Raw genomic sequence first — 20,826 nt, 5'->3', positions numbered from 1 at the left:
CTGGCTAATGGTAGGGCTTCATTTGGCTAGAGAATAGGACTTTAATAGCCTCTTGAGGAGGGCTAGATTTCTAATTTATGAATTTATGATGAAGATTATTGATTTAATCTAGACTTCTTATTGACATGGCCCACAGGATTGATTGAATGTGGTAATATATGGATAAAGGAGGCGAGAGTATGAATCGCTTAAGAAAAATTGGCGCTGCCCTTGCAGTTGCCGGAATGTTAGCGACCTATGTACCTTCTGGACTGGTCCTAGCACAAGTGAATCCTAACTCACCGATTGAAGTATCGGTGGATATTCTGTTGCAAGTTGATGCCAATCCGCCAAAACGTCAGGAAAATGCAACCTATGAAATCCTGGACGAGGCAGGCAATGTCGTTTATCGTCATGAATCTGACGCACAAGCTAGCGAATCACCTAAGTTAACCGCAGGTAAGTATCGTTTACGCTTGTATGATGGTCAAGGTTTCAAACGTGCGGACAAGGTCCTCAAGGCACAAAAAGTTGAAACTTCTATTCCTAAGCGGTCAGAACAAGATATCGCCGCCAACAAGCAATTACAGGAACAGTCTGACAAGGGCAGTCTCAAGACAGACGACCAAGGTCAGGCCTACTATGAAGTGACCTTCGAAGTTAAGGCAGGCCCAGACTTAGAAAGTGCTGATCATCAAAAGATGGTGTCCAAGTTAGCCGTTACCCTGTCTGACCAAGATGGGGCAGCCAGTGCGCCACAAGCGCCAGCCCAATCCTCTAGCCAAGCACCAGCGGCTAAGCGTAACTTGACAGTCAAGGTCTTAGACCAAGCCCAAGAAATTGTGCCGGGTGCCACGGTCACCGTGGAAGGCCAAACAGCTGTGACGGATGAAAACGGGGATGCCCACTTCAAGGATCTCACTCCTGGAACAGTTCACTATGCCGTGACCCAATTGCCAGAAGGCTATGAAGGTACGCCAAGCGGTGAAGCTGAACTCCCAAGTGACACCGACCATTCTATTACCTTACAAGTGTCTAAAAAAGCTGAGTCTCAAGTGACTAAGCGCGACTTAACCATTAAGGTCTTAGACCAAGAACAAAAACTTGTACCAGGTGTCACTGTGACCGTTGAAGGTCAAACAGCCGTGACGGATGAAAACGGGGATGCCCACTTCAAAGGCTTGACGCCAGGGACGGTTCACTATGCGGTGACCCAATTGCCAGAAGGCTATGAAGGGACACCGAGCGGTGAAGCTCAATTACCAAGCGACACCGACCACTCAATTACCCTACAAGTAACTAAGAAGGCTGAATCTCAAGCTGCTAAACGTGACTTGACGGTTAAGATCTTAGACCAAGAACAAAAACTTGTGCCAGGTGTGACGGTGACCGTTGAAGGTCAAACAGTTGTAACGGACGAGAATGGGGATGCCCACTTCAAAGGCTTAACGCCAGGGACGGTTCACTATGCCGTGACTGACTTGCCAGACGGTTATGAAGGCACGCCAAGTGGTGACGCAGAACTACCAAGCGACACTGACCATTCCATTACTTTACAAGTGACCAAGAAAGCTGAAAATCCAGCAGTTCCTGCAGCCAAACGTGATCTGACGGTCAAAATTTTAGACCAAGACCAGAAGATTGTTGCGGGTGTCACTGTAACGGTTGAAGGTCAGACAGCTGTAACGGACGAGAATGGGGATGCTCACTTCAAGGGGCTGACACCAGGGATGGTTCGCTACGCAGTGACCAAGTTGCCAGACGGCTATGAAGGCACGCCAAGCGGCGAAGCTGAATTGCCAACGGATACGGATCACTCCATTACCTTACAAGTAACCCGTAAGGACCAAGCTTCCGCTTCAAGCTCATCTTCTTCTCAAACTGAGAAGCGCGACCTGACGGTTAAAATCTTGGACAATGCCGGTAAGGAAGTGCCAGGCGTTAGCGTCAAGATTGGCGACCAAGTACAAGTCACCAATGAATATGGCCAAGCTGTCTTCAAAGGCTTGACCCCAGGAACCTTCCACTATGAGATTGTCAACTTGCCAGAAAATTACACAGGTGCCCAAGCAGGTGATGCTGAATTACCTGCTGACACTGACCACTCCATCACTTTGACTGTTCAACGTCAACAGGCAGTAGCCAATGTAACGGTTAAAGTTGTAGACGAAAACAACCAGGTGGTCCCAGGTGTGACAGTTTACTTAGGTGAGTTGGAAGGCCAAACGGATGACCAAGGGAATATTCTCTTCGAAGCCTTAGAAGCAGGTAAGTATACTTATGGCATTAAGGAAGTGCCAGACAGCTATCAAGCTGAAACAGGTGCCCAAACCTTAGATGTAGCGCCAGGGGCGGATTTACATCCAGAACTCAAGGTGCGCCGTAAGTCTCAAGCAGCTAGCTTAGAACTCAATGTAGTCAATGTTTCAGGCCAGGCAGTAGCGGATGTGACCTTAGCAGTTGGCAGTCAACAATTGAAGACGGATGCTCAAGGTAAAGTGACCTTTACTGATCTCAAGGCAGGGGACTACGACTACTATGTGGTAGCAGTACCTGAGCCTTACCAATTGGATCAAACTAAGATTAAATTAACGCTAGCCAACGGACAGACAGCTAAGCGGACGATTCAATTAGCTGAAAAAGTTGCGGCATCATCCAGTTCTAGTGCTTCATCTGACAAGGTGACGGCCACTAAGACTTCTAATGTGGAACGTAAGGACGGCAAGTTGCCATCAACGGGTGAACAAGTCATGGCTTGGTTAACGCCACTGGCTTTAGCCCTAGTAGCTTTAGCTGGCGCTATTCTCTTCTTCCGTCGCCGCAAGACTCAAGCGTCTGCGGATGACAGTCAAAACGAGGATCATGAAGCTTAATAAAGAATAGCTAGTCACCTCGCTTTAGAAAGTATTCTAGGCGAGGTGATTTTTGTGTGAAGTAAGAAAATGCTTGGCATAAATCATAAGAAAGTGTCGCATTTTCTGGATGAGTGGAGTATAATAGGATTGTAGTCAAGGATATGAATATAGTGAGGGCGATAGCATGCGGTCAAAGGACAAGAAGAATCTACTTTATAATAGCTTATTGGCACTTATTTTGTGCCTGGTCTCTATTGTCTGCGTCTTATCCGTCATGCTCTTCCTACAGACCATTGAAGGACAGGACAGTTCCCAAGAGACTAGCTCAAGTCAGTTAGCCTTAACGGGTCAATCTCAGTCTTCAACTAGTCAAGAGTCCAGTAAGAAGGAAGCAGAAAGCAAGCCCCAAGATCTGGTTAAGGGTTCTAACCATAACCAAGCGGCTAATTCTTATGCCTATAAGGCCCAGGATGTGCGTAAGCTACTCTACGATTCTAAAGCCTCAGATAAAAAAATAGTATTTTTAACCTTCGATGACGGGGTTAACTTTGAAGTGACGCCTAAGATTTTAGATATTCTAAAGGCTAAAAAGGTGCCGGCCACCTTCTTCGTGATTGGCAAGACGGTGGGAGACAAGACCCGGCCCTTGTTAGAACGGCAAATTCGGGAAGGTCATGCCATCGGGATTCACTCCTACAGTCATGATTACAATCGTCTCTTTCCGGGCGGGGTAGTCGATGTCAATCAAGTAGTCAAGGAAGTCAAAGAAACCCAGGCCTCTATGCAGGAAGTGCTAGGTCGGGATTTCCACACGGCTGTCTGGCGTTACCCAGGTGGCCATATGTCCTGGAAGGGGACCGAAGAACTGGATGCCTCCCTTAAGAAACTAGATGTTGACTGGATGGACTGGAATGGCATGTCTGGCGACGCGGAAACACCGTCTGCTCGCCCAACCACGCCGAGTGACATGTTAGCCTATATGGAAAAATCCTTCTATGTAGCGCCAGATGCCAAGGTGCGGGTCATTCTCATGCACGATGCATCGGATAAGCAATTGACCATTGAGGCCCTGCCTCACATTATTGATTACTTCAAGTCTCAAGGCTATGAATTTGGGGTGTTAACATGAGTCCACTTGCTTGGTTAGGCCTAGGTTTGGGCATGACCGCCTATGCCTTGGCCACTTTTTGGGGCTGGCGCTTAGGCCCTAAGTTACAGGAGCGTCCCTGGATTCGCAGCCAACTACTCTTGTTGACCTGCGGCATCTGGCTAGAATTAGTCTTCTTCGATTTATTGCCTTCTACCCAGCCTACCCTTATGGGAATTTTGGGTTTCCGCATGGCTACTTTGTTTAGCCTCATTCTCTTCTTTACCCCGGTTATCCTCATGTCAGGTCTTCATTCCTTTGTGGGCTGGGCACCGAGCGGGCGCTTGCGCCTAGGGATGTTCACCCTCCAAAATATGCTGGAAGGGGTCCTGATTTACAGCCTCTGCCGGGTCAATCCCTGGTTAGGGACAGCCTATCTCTTCCTAACGGCGCCACACGCCTTAGTAGAAGCAATGACCATTCGGGAATTAAGCCGTCCAGCCAAGGCCGGTACCTGGCTCTGGTTGGTGGTTGGTAACTTGGCCGGGCTAGGCCTGGGCTTTGTCCTAATCGAGGGCATGGGCTCCTTAATCAGCCTAGCCGTCTTCAACCAACTCATGGCTGGCTATCTCTTCTATGTGGCCTTTGTAGACCTCTATCAAGAGGTTGTCCGCCAGGCTAAGCGCCCAATCATTCCCTACGCCGTCTTCCTAGGCATGGGACTTATGGGTCTCTTGAATGTGTTAGTTTAATTGAATATAAAAATAACGAGCTAGGAAGCATCCTAGCTCGTTTTTCTTATCCTAATAAATGTAAGCCCATCATATAGACGGCCGTGCCTAGCGCGATGCTAAGGAGGAAGTTACGCTTCCACAGGTGGCAGACAACTGTGATAAGGGCTGCGCCAATCATGAGCAGACTGTCTTGGGGCTGACTAGGGCTGAGATGGCGGAAGGCATAGACGACTAGGAGTCCCATGACGGCAGTGGGTAACACTTGGCCTAAGTAGCTAACGAAGGCTGGTGGCCGCTTGTGAGCTGGGAAGATCCAGAAGGCTAGAAAACGTGTCAGCACAGTTCCTAGAACGACTAGGGCGATGGTGATCGCTTGTTGCCAAGGTGTCATGCGCTCACCTCCTGGTCTGGCTGCTTCTTCTGTTGCCAGTAGCGGTAGCCAAAGAGGACTAACATGAGAATCATGGCCGGAATCATAAAGTTTTCCGGTCCGAAAAGGACCAAAGAGAGGACCGATGCGCCTAAGCCAATAAAGGCAGCGGAGTGTTGACGGTGGGAACGCCATTGTTCAATCAGCAAGACAATGAAGAGGGCATTGAGGACGAAGTCCATGCCCTTGACATTAATGGGCAGGTAGGGGCCAATAAAAGCCCCCATGGCCGTTGCGCAGACCCAGTAGAGCTGGTTGAGCCAGGTCACATGGAAGTAGGCCCAGCCGCGGTCAAGGTCTTGAGGTAAGTCGAGCGTCACATTAATGGAGAAGGACTCATCACACATGCCGAAGATTAGATAGGGCTGCTGCCAGCCCAAATGGTGGTACTTGTCCAACATGGCCAGGCCATAGAAGAGATGGCGGGCATTGACCATGAGGGTCAAGAGCAGGGCCTGGAGTGGGTTGAAGGCAGCAAGCAAGAGCTGCAAGGTCACAAACTCCATGGAACCAGCGAAAATAAAGAGGGACATTAAGACTGGCAAGTAGGGAGGGAAGCCCTTGCTGACGGCTAACATGCCCAGGGAGAATCCTAGGAAGAGAAAGCCCGTCATAATAGGAATGGTCTTAGGGAAAACATAGGAGAGTGCACGTTTCATTGATTCACCTCGGCATCGTTAATAGTCCCATTCTAATTGCCTTCCTTGGCCCTGTCAAGTCCACCTGACTTATGGTATAATGTCCAAGTGAAGATTTAACGTGAAAAGAGGGAAGTCACCATGACCTTATATTACCAAAGTACTCGTAACCCAGAAAACCGTGTCACCGCCTCTCAAGCCATCCTTAAGGGGATTGCGGAAGACGGGGGCCTCTATGTGCCTGTGGCCCATCCTAAGTTGCCAGTCCCTCTGGCTGACCTAGTGGGCAAGTCCTATCAGGAGGTTGCCTTTACCGTCATGAAGGCTTATTTTGATGACTTCAGCCAGGAAGAATTACAGGCCTGCATCGATGGAGCCTATAACAGTGACAAGTTTGACACGCCAGAATTGACCCCAGTCAAGAAGGTAGGGGATGCTTACTATCTGGAGCTTTTCCATGGCCAGACCATCGCCTTCAAGGATATGGCCCTGTCTATCCTGCCTTATCTCATGACCACTTCGGCTAAGAAACAAGTCTCTGACAAGGAAATCGTCATCCTGACTGCCACATCCGGTGATACCGGTAAGGCGGCCATGGCCGGCTTTGCGGATGTACCCGGCACTAAGATTGTGGTCTTCTATCCTAAGGGTGGCGTCAGCCATATCCAAGAACTGCAAATGCTGACTCAGAAGGGTGATAACACCTATGTAGTAGGCATTACCAGCAACTTCGATGATGCCCAAAGCCAAGTCAAGGCCCTCTTTGGGGATCAAGCGCTCAAAGAACAGATTGCTGCGGCAGGCTACCAATTCTCAAGTGCCAACTCCATCAACATTGGCCGGCTCATTCCCCAAGTGGCTTACTATGTCTTTGCTTACTTGCAACTGGTGAGCCAAGGTGTCATTGCCCTCGGCGACGCCATCAATGTGGATGTGCCAACCGGTAACTTCGGTAACATTTTGGCGGCCTACTATGCGCGTCAAATGGGCTTGCCAATCAAGACCTTTATCTGTGCCTCTAACAAGAACAATGTCTTAACTGACTTCTTCAAGACCGGCGTCTACGACCGTCAACGTCCTTTCTATGTGACTAATTCGCCATCCATGGATATCCTCATCTCTAGCAACCTAGAGCGTTTGATTTACCATGCGACCGGTAATGATGCGGCTCAAACGGCTGCTTATATGAAGCAATTAGTGGACCAAGGTCACTACCAAGTGACGCCTCAAATGCAGGCAACTTATGCTGATTTCTATGGGGGTTACGCCGATGAGGCCCAAATCGAAGCCAGCATTAAGGCCGTCTACGAAGCGACTGGCTATGTCTTAGATCCTCATACGGCAGTAGCCACTTCGGTTTACAGCGACTACCGTCAGGAGACAGGCGACACCACGCCAACCTTAATTGCTTCGACCGCTAGTCCTTACAAGTTCCCACGCTCTGTTATGCAGTCCTTCCAGGACTTAGACCCTGAGGTGGATGACCTGACCCTGGTGGACCAATTGGAAGCTATCTCTGGCGTGCCACAACCTGCGGCCGTTCTCGAAGTCAAAGAAGCCCAAATCCGTCATAATGAAGTCGTAGATGTAGCCGGTATGAAGGCCAGCATTCTGGCTAAGTTGGGGATTGAGTAATGGTTAAAGTAAGCAGTAAGAAGTTCCAAGAAGCGTTACTGCAGAAGAGAGGTTTTACGGGCTATAAATTGATTTTTGATGGGCTTTTGACCAGTATGGTGGGGGTCTTCCTACTATGGCAGGGGGCAGAAGCTACCCGTAAAATGTTGAGTGTGTTTGCCCTCTATCTCATTACTTTCGGTGGGTACAACTTGCTGACTCACTATTTACGGCGAGTCGATAATCGATCCGCTTCTTTTCTTGAATCTTTAATCCGAATCGTGATGGGTTCAATCTTATTATTCGTGAATCGGCGGACGGACATTACGGTGACGGTGCCGATTATTCTGGTGGCAACTTATCAACTATTAATGGGTTTGATTCACGCCATAACTTACTATCTCTATCGCAAAGATGGAATTTTACCTCGTGGACGTTATCTTTTTGATGCTATAGTCCTCTTGATTCTAGGCTTGAGCACTTTACTGGATCTGGCGACTAATCTAAGAGTCGAATATATTATCGTGGGTATCTACTTACTATTTTATGGTTTTAGTTCAATAAGGGATGGCCTCTTCTTCGAAAGTGATGCTTCTCGAACCAATCTCAAGCGACGAGGCCGAGTGTCTTTACCTATTATCTTGGTTGCCCTAATGCCACGGGCAAGTTTGGAGTTCCTTAACCGACATCTCTATGATTTAGATTATGAGCCTCAGGACGAATTCATCTATCGAGAGATTAAGAACAATCAGAAGCAAAACTTGGAAATCTTTGTCCATGTGGCCGAAGAGGGATTTGAGGCCCTGGGACATGTTGATGTTTGCTATCAGAATCAGGTGATTGCCTATGGTAACTACGATGCTTTGAGCGAGCGACTCATGGGCTCTATCGGCGATGGGGTGCTCTTCAAAGTCAGTCGTGACCTGTATATAGAGTTTTGTAAGGCGCAAGGCAAGATGACGCTCTTCGGCTATGGTTTGTGCCTATCACCAGAACAAAGCCAGGCTCTTGAGCAAGAGATTGCAAAACTTGATGCCCAATTGGTTCCTTGGCAGCCTTCCGACCAGATCATTGGTCAAGGAGATCAGGCCCAGCCCATGTATGCCTATCGGCTACAGGCCGGAACAGATGCGCGCTTTTATAAGTTTAAGTCTAGTAAGTTTAAGACTTATTTCGTTTTAAGTACCAATTGTGTGCTTCTGGCAGATACCCTTATTGGCCGAGCTGGGACGGATATTTTGAGCCCACGAGGTATTATCACGTCAGGAACTTATCAAGCATATTTAGAAAGAGAATATGCCAAGCCTCATAGCTTGGTCGTCAGTCGTACGATTTATAAGGAGATTCAAAACTATGGTGATGCAGAACAAAGAAATCAATTATCGTCATGATAAGGACCTTGCTGATGCCCAGCTGAGGCCGCTCTATCAGGCAGTCGGTTGGACTGCCTACCTAGACCAGGTATCTGACTTGGGTCAGATGCTGGCGGCGTCTCAAGATGTCATTAGCGCCTGGGACCAGGACCAACTAGTGGGGCTAGTCCGCACAGTGGGCGATGGCCACTATGTGGCCTTGATCCAAGACATCTTAGTTCTGCCAGCCTATCAGAAGCAGGGCATAGGCCGACAATTGCTGAATCGTATTCAGGAAGCCAGCCAAGCCTATCGCCAGGTCTTCCTGGTGACGGACACCACGCCTTGGAACCAGTCTGTCCGGGAATGGTACGGGCGCCGCGGCCTAGTGGGCTTTGCCCAGGCCCAGCTAACGGGATTTATCGCCAATCAAGGAGATTAGGACGCTGTCCTAGTCTCTTTTTATTTGCTATGGCTAGGCAAATAATTCGTACTGGGGACCTTAACGTGGTAGACTAAAGTCATCATAGTAGAAAGGAGGGGACTGAGATGTTGGAAGATAAACTCGACCAAGCTGCTGGCAAAGCCAAGGAAGTGGCAGGTAAAGTAACTGGCGACAAAGGCCTTGAAACTGAAGGCGTCGTAGAAGGCGTAGTTAGTAAAGCCAAAGAAGTGGCTCATGACGTGGCTGAAGCTGCCAAAGGTGCAGTGGAAGGCATCAAAAATTCCTTGGGCAAATAATCCAAGTAAAATAAGCTTAGCATCACCAGTACCCCTCGTTCTAGGGGTGCTTTTTTTGTGCGTGGAGGAAAATAAATTGATAAAAACGACATAGAAAAATATGAAATGAAAGGCGGTAACAGTAGAATATTTTAATAGTACCAAAGTTAATAGAAGAATTAAGCCTGGTTCAAAGTGGATTTATCTCAAACTTACCCTTTTACTTTTGTTGTTTTATGCTATACTAATTTTGGAGAGAGGAAAATCCAAACATTAGGTGATAATATATGCGAAGACAACTATTAGATGGTGTAATCATAAATGAATTTGATGAATATAAGATTATTGAGATAACAAATCTTTCTGATGAATTAAAAGATAAAATTAAGGATGAGCTTACAGTTATTTGTCACGGACAGTGTGCTTTGAGCGGTATCACACAATATTATAGTTTTGAAAAAACAATTCTTGAACTAGTCAACTGTAGATTATCTCCAGATAAAAATAAGAGAGTAGGAGCAATTGGAGAGTTGCTATTAAATGTTATAATTCGAATGGTAGGAGGTTTGGAAATCATTTCTCCTTTCTTTAATATGGAAGAAAGGAATGTAAAAAAAGGATTTGATATCATAGCATGTGATGCAAGTAATGGTATTTGGATAATAGAATCTAAAGCTGGTGAAGTAGGGTCTGACTCTAATTCGAACAAAAAAGTGGAAGAGAGAATTAATGAAGCGAAAAGGGATTTGCAGAAACGGCTAAACGAAGAGAATGCTCAACTTTGGCTTAATGCTATTAATTCAGTTCGTGCTAGTATGGGTGGGTCGGATGAAAAGAATGTAGTTCTTAAAATCCTTGGAGAAAAAAGCGATACAAATGTTAGTACTGATAAAAATGTAGTCCTTGGCGGGACTGTATTTTGTAGCTTTGATTCAAATATCGATGAAGCAAAAGTTGAGTCTATTTATGAAAAAATAAGAGAGCAAGAATTGTTCTCAAATGTGAAAATCATAGCGATACAAAAGAAAACAATGGAAGCTGTCGTTGAGTATTTAAGCGGCTTAACAGAGGTTGTAAAATGAAAAAATTAACATTAAAAAGATTATATAATACAACATTTAAAGAGCTGTATTGGAAATTACTTACTACACCGGATAAGATGGATGTTAAGGATTATGAGGTTTTGCTTTCTCTAGGTACGTATTTTGTTGGACGAGAGAATGAACATATTCGTAAATTGGGATATAGACTTTTTCTTTTATATAGTAAGCATACTAAAGACTATAAGCCACTTTATGAATTGAGCCTAAATAAAGGTCTTATCCCAATCTCGCAGTTTATTTATGAGAATATGCGATATGGTGAAGACTTTGGTAATTTGCATACTGAGATTAATACCGCAGTTAATAAAGAATATAAAGTTGGAGATCAATACAAAACAGTGGGCCAAAGTGAATTGCACGAAGCGGTTATGGCTTGTAGACATAGTTCTTATATCGTAGTAGCACCAACCTCTTACGGTAAAACTGAATTAATCTTGTCATTTCTCGATACCTCTAAGTATCAAAATATTTGCATAGTAACACCAACTAAATCACTTTTAGCTCAAACTAAGAAACGTATTCTAAACCATATAGGCACTCGGAAAATAATCACGCAACCTGAAATGTATTCAGAAGGCGAGTCTAATATTATAGCTGTGTTAACACAAGAAAGGCTTTTGAGATTGTTGCAAAACAATCCAAATTTAAAATTTGACATTCTAGTAATTGATGAGGCGCATAATTTACTGGATAAATTCTCTAAAAGTAGTTCTCGTAGCATCTTGCTTGCTTCTGTTATTATAATATGTCATACAAGAAATGATCATCTTTCTTGTAGATATCTAACCCCTTTTTTGAGTTCGAAAGATAGCATTATTTTAAAGTATATAGCTGAACAACCGGAATGGTTTACTGTATCTGAGACTATGAAATCTGAAATGTTCTATGTACATGATCTTGATGACAGTACATTTGGTGTACTTGATCAATTCTCAGGAGACAAAGAGAAAATAATATATAAAGAGAAAAAGAGAATATACTCAAAAGATGCCGAAATAGTTATTGATTATGCCGATAAAAAGAATATTATATATTTAAATACGCCTAAAAAGATTGAGAGTTTTGCAAATGAGTTAACTAGTAATCTAGGTATTTCTATGAACGACAAAATAAAGAAAGCTGTCTCTGATTTAAGGGAATTTATCCATGAAGATTATGAGTTGGCAAACAACTTAGAACGAGGGGTTATTTATCACCACGGATCAGTGCCAGAATTCGTTAGATATTACATAGAGAATTTATATTCTTATGTGCCAGAAATTCGTTATATTATAGCTAACTCTACTTTACTGGAGGGAGTAAATATTCCTGCTACTAAGATGTTTATTTTAGATCCTAAAAGAGGTAATGGAAACTTAAAATCTTCTGATTTTAAGAACTTAATTGGGCGAGTTTGTCGTTTTGGTGATATTTTTAATCCTGAAACAGGGAGTTTAGATTACTTACTTCCGGAAATCCATATAATTAAAGGGAGGTATTGTAGTAAGAACTTCAATGTATTGAAATTCTTTAAAAGTAGACATGTTTTAGCCGAAAATGAAGATGATATAAAAGATGAGATTTTCAATCCTTTATTAAAGAATCACATGCAGATTGATAAAGATGTTATCGAGCAGGCAGAAGTAATGCTCGAGAATTTCTCAGATGATAATATTTTAACGGAGAAAACAGTTGCAACGCCGAAGAGCCTAATAGGAAGGCTGTGTTTTCAAAATAATGTGAGGATATTCGATGTTTTACTTGTTGAAGAAAAACTAAATGCTCAGCTTGCAGGAATGCAACAAGCGCACAAACTGGAAAATGTTTTTAGTCTAATGAAGTCTCTTTTCTTTGATTATATAGCAGAAGATGAGAACTCATCGAACAACATAAAACGTTTAAAAGAACAACGTGCTCAACAATTTTATATGATGCTTATCAATTGGCGCATGAGCGGAAAAACTTTAAAGGAAATGATTACTCAAATCGTGGCCTACTGGAATAGGCTAAATAAGCAGCAATCTAAATTTGTCTATGTTGGAAATTGGGGAGACAAAACTAGAGGAACAAACAGTCACCAAAAATACTGGACGGACATAGGCGAAAAAAGTAATCAGGAAAAAGTAAATTTAGCGATAGTGAGACTCAAAGAGGAATTTGATTTTATTGATAATGAAATAATCAAGTACATAGAAATTCTATATTCTCTTGAATTGATTGAGGAAAAGCTATACCTTAAACTCAAATATGGGACAAGTAATAAAGACAAAATAGCATTGCTAAACTGTGGAATTAGTAATACCTTGACGAATATCCTTTTTGACAAATATAAGGAATTTTATGAAGTAAATACCCTAAATAATGAAGTATCTTTTAAAAAGAAACTAATCGAGACTATGGAAAGCAATGGTGAAAATGGTATTCTAATATCAGAACTTTCTATAAATTTGCCAGTTAACTAGCGCTGTTTGTTATAAAATACAGTGAAGTCATAGGGGAATTTGAGTTTTGTATTCTCAATGACTAGCATACAAGGAGTTAGGAATAATTGACGTCACCTTATGAGTATTTGTTCAGATGTAGTGAGGAAAATAGTTGCTGATAAAGCACTTGCATTCCCAACAAAGTAAGCGTATACTAAAGGTAATTCACCAAGGAGGTACTTGTGCCGATGAAAGTTAACTAAAATTGTCAATTACTAAATAAAGGATTAAGATGGCTTTATTTAGTGCGGTCAATTTTAGTGAAGAGGTACAAGCAGCTAGGGTAGGTGCAGCTTATATGAGGGCGCAGACTCTTTCTTTGGCTTCATCCATTTGCTTCCAAACAGGGACCGACGCTAGATAGGGCATCGGTCCCTCTTTATATAGGAGGTAGCAGATGTTACACGTTGAAAATTTTACCATGACCCATCAACAAGACCTCAAGGTCTTAATTCCCTCCCTGTCCTTTGACTTGAAGCCAGGCGACAAGCTAGCCCTGATTGGCGAAGAAGGCTGTGGCAAGTCCTCGCTCTTGAGCTGGCTCAGGCAGCCCGATCAGTCCCTACCTTATGTCGAGGTGACGGGCACCTGTTCTAATGCCTTCGGCCGGACGGTCTGGATTGGCCAGACTTTCCCGGCTCAAGATGAAGGCCTGACCATCGAGGCTTATTGCTTTGATCCGGTCTTAGCCGAGCAAATAGACTATGGTTACTTCTATCAGCTAGTCAGCCAATTAGGCTTTGACCCCGACCGTCTCACCAGCCAGCAGCTCATGGGGACTCTGTCAGGGGGCGAAAAACTCAAGTTACAGTTGGCCCGGACCCTGGCCTTGGAACCGGACTGTCTTCTCTTGGATGAGCCTTCCAATGACTTGGACTTGGCCACGCTGAACTGGCTCAGTCGGACCCTGGCTAGTTTGCCGGCAGCGGTTCTCTTTATTTCCCATGATGAGGCCTTCCTGTCTCAAGTGGCCAATCGCATGCTGCATATTGAGACCATTCATAACCACAAGGCCAGTCGGGTTCATCTGGTCAATCTGGACTATGAGACCTATCGCAGTCAACGGGAGGCCCAGTTCCAGCGTCAGGGCCAGCTGGCCCGCAAGCAGCAGGAGGAGCAGGCTAAGCAGGAGGCTCGACATCGGCAAATGCATGACAAGGTCCAGCATCAATTGCGTCAGGCCCATGATTCTAGCCTTGGTCGTCTCTTGGCTAAGAAAATGCGCAACGTTAAGTCTGTAGGCCGTCGCTTGGAGCGTCAGGCTGAGAACCTACTGGAGATTCCCATTCAAGAGGATGCCATCTTGGTCAAACTGCCTTGCCCCCATCCCTTGCCCGCCAGCAAATGGCTGATCAACCAGCCGGACTATGTGGTCCGCCTAGAGGGGCGCGCGCTGACTCAACCCCTGACCCTGGAGTGGCGAGGCCAGGAGAAAATCGGACTAGTGGGCCCCAATGGGGTGGGCAAATCCACCTTGTTGAAGCAAGTCCGTGACTGGCTGACCGACCGGCCGGGCATTCGTTTGGGCTATATGCCCCAAGATTATCGCCAGGTCCTGCCTCAGGATCAGACGCCCTTGGACTTTCTCCAGGAATCGGGTAGCCAGGAGGAGAAGACTAAGCTCATGACCTATCTGGGTAGCCTACGCTTCGACCCTGATGAAATGCGTCATCCCATTAGCCAACTGTCTGGGGGCCAGCAGGCCAAGTTGCTCCTGCTTAAGTTGAATCTGATGGAGGTCAATGTCTTGTTACTGGACGAGCCTAGCCGTAACTTCTCGCCCTTGTCTCAGGCTGAAGTAAGGCAAATTTTCCGCGACTTCCCTGGGGCCATTCTGGCGGTTTCCCATGACCAACGCTTCCTAGACCAAGTCTGTGACCGGCGTCTGGCTTTAGCACCGGCTGAGAAGCAATAGCGGGCTTGCCTTGCCTTGTTGAAGGCTAGGTCTTTGTGATAGAATGAATAGGTATTGGACTTGAGAGGAGCAAATCAATGAAACACCACGAAGGAATCCTGCTAGCTATTTGGATTGGTTTACTAAGTAGCCTGGCGGGGGCAGTCAATATGACCACTCTGTGGCTGGTAGCCACGCCATCGACCCATATGACGGGCAACCTGTCCCAACTAGTCCTAGCCTTGGTGCGGGGTGATGGGGAAGCGACCAGCCGTCTGGCCTTGACCTTGCTGGCCTTTATGGCTGGGAGCATTTTAAGTGGCCTCTTATTCTCTGATAAATCCTTTCGCCTGGCCAACCGTTACGGCGTTTTGCTGATTAGCTTTGGCCTCTTATTGGGCTTAAGCTATGCCCTCAACTGGCAGGCTAGCTGGCTCTATCTCTTGGCCTTCGGTATGGGGACCCAAAATGGTATGTTTATCTACTATCGAGGCATGATTGTCCGCAGTTCGCATTTTACGGGTTACTTGACTGATACGGGCTTTGCGCTAGGACGTTACTTGCGGGGCTATAAGGAAGATGGCCACAAGATTATCTTCTACATGGCAAGCATTGCCTGTTTCCTAGTAGGAGGGCTCCTGACCTATATATGGCTTAATCATTCTGCTATCAGCATGATTTTGGTCTTGGCCCTGGCCTATCTGGTGACGGGGACCTATTACTTTATCCTCCGCCACTGTCATCAAGCAGCATAAGCAAAATCCCCTTATATCTTATAGGATATAAGGGGATTTTTTATAGGGTGAAAAAGAAGCTGAGACTTAGTCTCAGCTTTTTGCTTCTAGTTGAACTTTTTTCTGTGCTTTAGCCTTAAGTAGATAGACTAGAATCAGAATGGCAAGGACTTCGATGATCAGGCAATAGAGACCACCTTCTAGTCCGAAGTCGCCACCAGTCCAGAGCTTAGGGCCTTCTAGGCGGGTGTGCCAGATAGGATAAGGCAGGCTCATGCCTGATACTTGGATGCCCAGAACAGGCCCTTGCACGAAGTTCCAAGCCGAATGGGCCGCCCCCACAAACCAGATATTTTCCGTATAGGCGAAGAGGAGGGAGAAGGTCAAGCCGGCCAGGGTCAGGTTGACCAGGGCCAGGGATGAGACATTGGGGTTACCCAAATGCATGGCGGCAAAAATCAGGGAGTTGGCCAGAACCGCTAGCCAGGTTGGGAAGCGTAGGGCCAGGCCATTCATGAGATAGCCCCGGCAGATGACTTCTTCGCTCAGGCCCTGAACCAGGAAGCCGGCTAGGTAGAGTAGGGTCACTAAGACGGGCGTCTGACTAATGCGCTCTAGCGATAAGTGGCCTAGCAAGGCGGGGATGATGAGGCAGGCCAGCAGTTGTAGCCCACCCAGGATAAAGCCCAGTAGATAGGGGCCAATCAAGGGGCGCTTGAAGCCCATGGATTGCCAGGACCGTCGGCCCAGGGTCCAACCGTAGAGGGCGAAGCCCAAGAGGGGAATCAAGGTCGAAAAGAGGGCTAAGCCGATTAGGAGTGGGGCCACAAAGTCGGGGTGGGTCCAATTGAGGATTTGGAAGCGGGGGTGTGTGATGACCCATAGGGTGGCCTTGGTCTGCCAGTCCTGAAGATAGTGAAACAAGAGGGGGAAGGCCAGCATGGAAAGCATCCAGCCCCAACCGGATGCTTGGCTTGATTTAGCTTTGATAAATGGCATTAAGCCACCTCCTTTTCTTCTAGTATAAGGCTCTTGGCAGGTCAAGGCAAATGTAAAAAATCAGCCAATATCGGAATCAGTTCCATACTTTTCTTGATTTTTCGCCCATTTCCTAAGCTTAGGAAATAACTTTAGCGATTAGAGGGCACATAAAATGTTATAATAGAATTGAAAGAAAGCGATGTCACAGCCTAGGAGGAGGGCGCTTATGCAGACACGACAGGAACAGCTCATGGTCATTTTGGCCCAGTCACAAGGCTGGCTCAAGGGGCGGGACCTAGCGGCTTTGTTGGGTGTCTCCGACCGGACTATTCGCTCTGATATGAACAAGTTAAAGCAAGACTATCCAGGAGCCATCCAGACCCATCACCACAAGGGCTATCGGCTAGTGGCTCATACCCTGGAAGACTCCAATCAGCCCAGTCCTCTGGGCCTGCCACAGAGTCAGGAAGAAAGGCTACATTATATACTCAAACTCCTATTGGCTGACAGTCAGCCTCAGACCCTTAAGGAGCTGAGCCAGGACCTCTATGTCAGCCCCCAAACCCTGACCATGGACTTGCATCAAGTTGGTCAGCTAGTGGGCGCCTATCCGGACTTAGACCTGCAGCATGATGCCAAGGGCTGGCAGCTTAAGGGCCCTGAATTCCAGAAGCGCCGGCTCTATCGGGAGCTCCTGACCTCAGAACTTCAGGGCGATTTCTTGAATCTGGATAAGGTCTTAGCTATCTATGAAGAATTCGATATGGCCTGGGTGGCCCACTATTTCCAAGGCCTGCTCCAACAGGCAGACTATCAGCTTCGACCTGCCAGTTTGCCAATCTTACTCCTGCACGTCGGGATTGCGGTTCAGCGTATGCTGGCCGGTCAATTTCTCTATCATCGTCAGAACCTACCGCCTCTGGTGCCTAAGGAAGAAGCCTTGGCTCGCAAGTTCTTGCAGGGGGTAGGTAAGCAATATAAGTGTCGGATTCCAGCCTCTGAAGCCTATAGTATTGGCCGTCTGCTGGAAGCCTATCAGGCTATGCATGAGCTAGCCTCGCAAGTCATCTATCATGGCCACCCCCTGGATTTGACCCGCTTGGTTGAAGACTTGGGTCTGCACCTACAAGACTTGGCGGGCTTGGATTTTCTCAGCGATGCCGACTTTAAGGATCGCTTCCATCTCCACCTTCAAGGACTAATCGAGCGCCTCCATTATCAGGTGGAGCTGCCCAATCTCTTCCTGCAAGATATGAAACGCCAGTATCCGCTGGTCTTCGACCTGGCGGTAACGGTCAGCACTTGGTTGGGTGCCCGTCTAGGCGTGGTCTTATCCGAGGCCGAAATCGGGCTGATTGCCGTCCACATCGGCAGCTCCTATTCTCGCCTGGAGCGGCCTTGGAAGGCGCGAGCCATTTTGTTGGCGCCCCAACACTATCCCCTTATGCAATCTTCAATCGACCGGCTCAAGGCTAGCTTTGGCCACCGGCTGGAAATCCTAGCCCAATATGATTATGTCAGTGAAGCCCAGCTCCTACATCAACCGGTCGACTTAGTCATTAGTTTTATGCCTCTGGCTCAGAGTTTGGGCCTCCCGACCCTACAGGTCTCTACCTTCTTCAATGAGGAAGATGAGCTAGCCTTGGTTAGTCTGCTTAACCAAGTAGAACAGCGTCAGACAGCCATCCAGCTGGCCCTACAATTGGGGGACTTTCTGGAGTCACGCTTCTTCTATCAAGACTTGCAGGCCAATAGTCCCGAGCAAGTCCTGACCCTCATGGCCCAGGATTTGGCCCAAGCCGGTTATGTAACGCCGGACTTTCTGTCTTCGGTCTTGGAGCGCGAAGCCCTATCGTCGACGGACTTTGACTATGCCTTGGCCATTCCCCATCCCTTGCGAGCCCACAGTCACCAGTCGGTGCTGGCCATCGCTAATCTAGCCAGTCCCATTGAGTGGGGGCGCTACCCGGTTAAACTCGTCATTCTCTTGGCGCTTAAGGACAGTGACTGGGCCTTCACCCAAGTTTTCTTCAAATGGCTTGGCCAGTGCCTAGCCCATCCGCGTCAGCTCAAGTCCCTCTTAGCCGCTAGCAGTCGCGACGACTTCTTGGCCGCTATTGTGGGCGAATTTCCCCATCCATCTTGTTAGCAAGTTTATTTTATAGGAAAGGAGGTAATGGTATGGATGACTTAGAGTTGGTATTCTTCAAGATGATTTCTTCCTTGGGATCCGCCCGATCTTCCTTCATGGAAGCCATGGCGCTAGCCCGGACAGGCGACTTCGCCCAAGCCCAGGCGGCCATTGAGCAAGGGGAGAGCCAACGGATTGCCGGGCATGATCAGCATTTTGACCTCTTGCAGGCGGATGCGGCAGGGGACCATCCACCTTTCTCGCTCTTGTTAGTTCATGCCGAGGATCAACTCATGAGTGCTGAACTGCTCAAGGTGACAGCCGAAGAAGTTCTGGCCCTCTATCAACGTTTGGACCAGCTCACCACCTAGATTAGGAGGAAATACCATGAAACGTGTCTATTTATTCTGTAGTGCCGGCATGTCGACCAGCCTGGTTGCCAGCCGTATGCAGGCCGTGGCGGACGACCACAACCTGCCCATTGAAGTCAAGGCCTTCTCAGATTCTAAGCTAGATATCATTGTGGAACAGTATCATCCCGATGTTATCTTATTAGGGCCTCAAGTCAAATACAAATTCAATGCCACCCGGGACAAATACGAGCCCCAAGGCATTCCCGTTGAAGTTATGAACCTAGACGATTATGGTAACGTCAATGGCGAACGCATTCTCAAGCGCGCCATTCAATTACTCAAGCAAAACAAGCAAGGCTAAGAACAGATCTCATTATAAGAAAAGAGGTAAGTCACATGTTTGCAAATCTTGAAAAAGTCATGGGCGGGACAGCCGAGAAACTCAGCAATAATAAGGTGTTAATTGCTATTCGTGATGGTTTCTTGGTGACCACGCCACTCATTATTGTCGCTTCCTTCTTCATTTTGGCCGGTAACTTCCCAATTGAAGGTTATACCGACTTTATGGCCCAATTCTTCGGCCAAGGTTGGGAAAACCACATGGATGCTGTGATTGATTCCACCTTTAGTGTCATCGCCCTCTTAGGGGCTATCGGGATTGGTTATGCCTATGCCCGTCAACTGGAATCAGACCCTATTGCTGGGGCAGCCATTTCCGTCGTCTGCTTCTTGATTCTGACACCTAAATCTCACCCTGCCTTCACTAACGAAGCCGGCAAGGTCTTCAATGGTTTGGCTAATGCTAATATGGGGTCCGCCGGCATGTTCGTTGCCATGATTACGGCCATTGTCTCGGTTCGCATCTTCGTGGCCATTGAACGTAAGGGTTGGGTCATCAAGATGCCTGACGGGGTGCCACCAGCAGTTTCTCAATCCTTCGCAGCTTTGATTCCTTCGCTCTTTGCCATGTTAACCTTCTTCTTGGTTTACCTGGGCTTCTCACTCACCGATTATCACTATGCGCATACCTTTATCTATACCAATCTGCAAGCACCTCTCTTAGGGATTGGGCGCAGCGTCTTCCTAGAACCTCTGACCCAGTTCCTGTCCACCTTCTTCTGGTTCTTCGGGATTAATGGGCCGTCTGTTACCAATACCGTCTTCGGGCCAATTGGTCTGGCTCTGACCACTGAAAACTTGGAAGCCTTCAAGAATGGCTTGCCATTGCCTAACATCTTCACCAATGGTTTCAGTAACTTCTTCACCAACTTCGGGGGTGGGGGTTCTACCTTGGCTTTGGTCTTCCTCATGGTGGGGATTGCCAAGTCCAAACGTATGAAGACCTTGGGCCGTTTGGCTATTGTACCTGGGATTTTCGGGATTAACGAAATGATTATCTTCGGGCTGCCAGTCGTACTCAACCCAATTATGTTGGTGCCATTCCTTGCAACACCACTGGTTAACACCATTTTATCCATTATCGCAACAGTCATCGGTATTCTGCCACGAACTACCGGGGTCAGCATCCCATGGACAACCCCGTTCTTCTTCTCTGGTTGGTTGGCTACGGGGCATTTGATTGCCGGCTTCTGGCAAATTATCTTAATTGTCATCGACTGCCTGATCTACTATCCATTCTTCAAGGTAATGGACCGTCAATTCTTGGCTGAAGAAGAGAAACCAGTTCAAGACCTTAAAGATGACTTAGATGATATTTCCTTGGACGACTTGTCCTTTGATGATTTATAGACAACTGAAG

At 46.8% G+C, this 20,826-nt stretch carries 18 protein-coding genes; 15 read left to right on the top strand and 3 right to left on the bottom strand.

Features of this window, described 5'->3' with window-relative positions; all coding sequences use genetic code 11:
- Window positions 1-179 precede the first annotated feature (179 nt).
- From Q0339_RS01080 to Q0339_RS01070, 3 genes are all read left to right on the top strand, one after another.
- A complete protein-coding gene (locus tag Q0339_RS01080; RefSeq protein ID WP_298076922.1) occupies window positions 180-2,852 on the top strand; it encodes a SpaA isopeptide-forming pilin-related protein in 2,673 nt (890 codons plus the stop codon).
- 166 nt (window positions 2,853-3,018) lie between these two features.
- Window positions 3,019-3,963 carry a polysaccharide deacetylase family protein gene (locus Q0339_RS01075; RefSeq protein ID WP_298076921.1) on the top strand — a complete coding sequence of 315 codons (945 nt, stop codon included), beginning with the start codon at window positions 3,019-3,021 and terminating at the stop codon, window positions 3,961-3,963.
- On the top strand, window positions 3,960-4,673 hold the full coding sequence (locus Q0339_RS01070) for a hypothetical protein (RefSeq protein WP_298076920.1): 714 nt from the start codon (window positions 3,960-3,962) through the stop codon (window positions 4,671-4,673). Before Q0339_RS01075 ends, Q0339_RS01070 begins: the two co-directional genes overlap by 4 nt.
- Window positions 4,674-4,719: 46 nt before the next feature.
- Here Q0339_RS01070 and Q0339_RS01065 read toward each other — a convergent pair whose 3' ends face one another.
- Window positions 4,720-5,046 carry an AzlD domain-containing protein gene (locus tag Q0339_RS01065; protein WP_298076919.1) on the bottom strand — a complete coding sequence of 109 codons (327 nt, stop codon included), beginning with the start codon at window positions 5,044-5,046 and terminating at the stop codon, window positions 4,720-4,722.
- Window positions 5,043-5,744: an AzlC family ABC transporter permease gene (locus tag Q0339_RS01060; RefSeq protein ID WP_298076918.1), complete on the bottom strand. Its 702-nt coding sequence runs from the start codon at window positions 5,742-5,744 to the stop codon at window positions 5,043-5,045. Before Q0339_RS01060 ends, Q0339_RS01065 begins: the two co-directional genes overlap by 4 nt.
- 120 nt (window positions 5,745-5,864) lie before the next feature.
- Between Q0339_RS01060 and thrC the strand changes: the two genes are divergently transcribed.
- From thrC to Q0339_RS01020, 8 genes are all read left to right on the top strand, one after another.
- Window positions 5,865-7,358, top strand: a complete 1,494-nt coding sequence (gene thrC, locus Q0339_RS01055) for a threonine synthase (RefSeq protein WP_298076916.1) — start codon at window positions 5,865-5,867, stop codon at window positions 7,356-7,358.
- Entirely contained in the window at window positions 7,358-8,728 is a 1,371-nt protein-coding gene (locus Q0339_RS01050) for a DUF308 domain-containing protein (RefSeq protein ID WP_298076915.1), read from the top strand. The genes thrC and Q0339_RS01050 overlap by 1 nt, the downstream gene beginning before the upstream one ends.
- A complete protein-coding gene (locus Q0339_RS01045; RefSeq protein ID WP_298076914.1) occupies window positions 8,691-9,131 on the top strand; it encodes a GNAT family N-acetyltransferase in 441 nt (146 codons plus the stop codon). The genes Q0339_RS01050 and Q0339_RS01045 overlap by 38 nt, the downstream gene beginning before the upstream one ends.
- A 107-nt stretch (window positions 9,132-9,238) precedes the next feature.
- Window positions 9,239-9,430, top strand: coding sequence for a CsbD family protein (locus Q0339_RS01040; RefSeq protein WP_023391648.1), 192 nt, complete (start codon window positions 9,239-9,241; stop codon window positions 9,428-9,430).
- Window positions 9,431-9,696: 266 nt separating this feature from the next.
- On the top strand, window positions 9,697-10,491 hold the full coding sequence (locus Q0339_RS01035; protein WP_298076913.1) for a Hachiman antiphage defense system protein HamA: 795 nt from the start codon (window positions 9,697-9,699) through the stop codon (window positions 10,489-10,491).
- A complete protein-coding gene (locus tag Q0339_RS01030; RefSeq protein ID WP_298076912.1) occupies window positions 10,488-12,953 on the top strand; it encodes a DEAD/DEAH box helicase in 2,466 nt (821 codons plus the stop codon). The genes Q0339_RS01035 and Q0339_RS01030 overlap by 4 nt, the downstream gene beginning before the upstream one ends.
- A gap of 418 nt (window positions 12,954-13,371) precedes the next feature.
- Window positions 13,372-14,889, top strand: a complete 1,518-nt coding sequence (locus tag Q0339_RS01025; RefSeq protein WP_298076911.1) for an ATP-binding cassette domain-containing protein — start codon at window positions 13,372-13,374, stop codon at window positions 14,887-14,889.
- Window positions 14,890-14,966: 77 nt separating this feature from the next.
- Window positions 14,967-15,623: a YoaK family protein gene (locus Q0339_RS01020; RefSeq protein WP_298076910.1), complete on the top strand. Its 657-nt coding sequence runs from the start codon at window positions 14,967-14,969 to the stop codon at window positions 15,621-15,623.
- Window positions 15,624-15,695: 72 nt separating this feature from the next.
- On the opposite strand, the gene Q0339_RS01015 is transcribed toward Q0339_RS01020, so the two are convergent.
- A complete protein-coding gene (locus Q0339_RS01015) occupies window positions 15,696-16,601 on the bottom strand; it encodes a CPBP family intramembrane glutamic endopeptidase (protein WP_298076909.1) in 906 nt (301 codons plus the stop codon).
- Between the two features lie 208 nt (window positions 16,602-16,809).
- Between Q0339_RS01015 and Q0339_RS01010 the strand changes: the two genes are divergently transcribed.
- The 4 genes from Q0339_RS01010 to Q0339_RS00995 are packed head-to-tail and all read left to right on the top strand — an operon-like array spanning window position 16,810 to window position 20,816.
- Window positions 16,810-18,732: a PTS sugar transporter subunit IIA gene (locus Q0339_RS01010; RefSeq protein ID WP_298076908.1), complete on the top strand. Its 1,923-nt coding sequence runs from the start codon at window positions 16,810-16,812 to the stop codon at window positions 18,730-18,732.
- A 32-nt stretch (window positions 18,733-18,764) separates the two neighbouring features.
- Window positions 18,765-19,085, top strand: a complete 321-nt coding sequence (locus Q0339_RS01005) for a PTS lactose/cellobiose transporter subunit IIA (RefSeq protein ID WP_023391653.1) — start codon at window positions 18,765-18,767, stop codon at window positions 19,083-19,085.
- A gap of 16 nt (window positions 19,086-19,101) precedes the next feature.
- Window positions 19,102-19,428, top strand: coding sequence for a PTS sugar transporter subunit IIB (locus Q0339_RS01000; RefSeq protein WP_023391654.1), 327 nt, complete (start codon window positions 19,102-19,104; stop codon window positions 19,426-19,428).
- A gap of 35 nt (window positions 19,429-19,463) precedes the next feature.
- The gene (locus tag Q0339_RS00995; protein WP_298076907.1) at window positions 19,464-20,816 is read left to right on the top strand and encodes a PTS transporter subunit EIIC; all 1,353 of its coding nucleotides are present in this window, start codon (window positions 19,464-19,466) and stop codon (window positions 20,814-20,816) included.
- The last annotated feature ends 10 nt before the right edge of the window (window positions 20,817-20,826 follow it).

The organism is uncultured Abiotrophia sp. (assembly GCF_938010525.1).
Classification (GTDB): Bacteria; Bacillota; Bacilli; order Lactobacillales; family Aerococcaceae; genus Abiotrophia.
This window is presented reverse-complemented; position numbering and strand designations above follow the sequence as displayed.

What these genes read in the sequence shown, in the direction of transcription:
- Q0339_RS01080 (WP_298076922.1), top strand. Translation starts at nt 180, where the DNA reads ATGAATCGCTTAAGAAAAATTGGCGCTGCCCTTGCAGTTGCCGGAATG.
- Q0339_RS01075 (WP_298076921.1), top strand. Translation starts at nt 3,019, where the DNA reads ATGCGGTCAAAGGACAAGAAGAATCTACTTTATAATAGCTTATTGGCA.
- Q0339_RS01070 (WP_298076920.1), top strand. Translation starts at nt 3,960, where the DNA reads ATGAGTCCACTTGCTTGGTTAGGCCTAGGTTTGGGCATGACCGCCTAT.
- Q0339_RS01065 (WP_298076919.1), bottom strand. Translation starts at nt 5,046, where the DNA reads ATGACACCTTGGCAACAAGCGATCACCATCGCCCTAGTCGTTCTAGGA.
- Q0339_RS01060 (WP_298076918.1), bottom strand. Translation starts at nt 5,744, where the DNA reads ATGAAACGTGCACTCTCCTATGTTTTCCCTAAGACCATTCCTATTATG.
- thrC (WP_298076916.1), top strand. Translation starts at nt 5,865, where the DNA reads ATGACCTTATATTACCAAAGTACTCGTAACCCAGAAAACCGTGTCACC.
- Q0339_RS01050 (WP_298076915.1), top strand. Translation starts at nt 7,358, where the DNA reads ATGGTTAAAGTAAGCAGTAAGAAGTTCCAAGAAGCGTTACTGCAGAAG.
- Q0339_RS01045 (WP_298076914.1), top strand. Translation starts at nt 8,691, where the DNA reads ATGGTGATGCAGAACAAAGAAATCAATTATCGTCATGATAAGGACCTT.
- Q0339_RS01040 (WP_023391648.1), top strand. Translation starts at nt 9,239, where the DNA reads ATGTTGGAAGATAAACTCGACCAAGCTGCTGGCAAAGCCAAGGAAGTG.
- Q0339_RS01035 (WP_298076913.1), top strand. Translation starts at nt 9,697, where the DNA reads ATGCGAAGACAACTATTAGATGGTGTAATCATAAATGAATTTGATGAA.
- Q0339_RS01030 (WP_298076912.1), top strand. Translation starts at nt 10,488, where the DNA reads ATGAAAAAATTAACATTAAAAAGATTATATAATACAACATTTAAAGAG.
- Q0339_RS01025 (WP_298076911.1), top strand. Translation starts at nt 13,372, where the DNA reads ATGTTACACGTTGAAAATTTTACCATGACCCATCAACAAGACCTCAAG.
- Q0339_RS01020 (WP_298076910.1), top strand. Translation starts at nt 14,967, where the DNA reads ATGAAACACCACGAAGGAATCCTGCTAGCTATTTGGATTGGTTTACTA.
- Q0339_RS01015 (WP_298076909.1), bottom strand. Translation starts at nt 16,601, where the DNA reads ATGCCATTTATCAAAGCTAAATCAAGCCAAGCATCCGGTTGGGGCTGG.
- Q0339_RS01010 (WP_298076908.1), top strand. Translation starts at nt 16,810, where the DNA reads ATGCAGACACGACAGGAACAGCTCATGGTCATTTTGGCCCAGTCACAA.
- Q0339_RS01005 (WP_023391653.1), top strand. Translation starts at nt 18,765, where the DNA reads ATGGATGACTTAGAGTTGGTATTCTTCAAGATGATTTCTTCCTTGGGA.
- Q0339_RS01000 (WP_023391654.1), top strand. Translation starts at nt 19,102, where the DNA reads ATGAAACGTGTCTATTTATTCTGTAGTGCCGGCATGTCGACCAGCCTG.
- Q0339_RS00995 (WP_298076907.1), top strand. Translation starts at nt 19,464, where the DNA reads ATGTTTGCAAATCTTGAAAAAGTCATGGGCGGGACAGCCGAGAAACTC.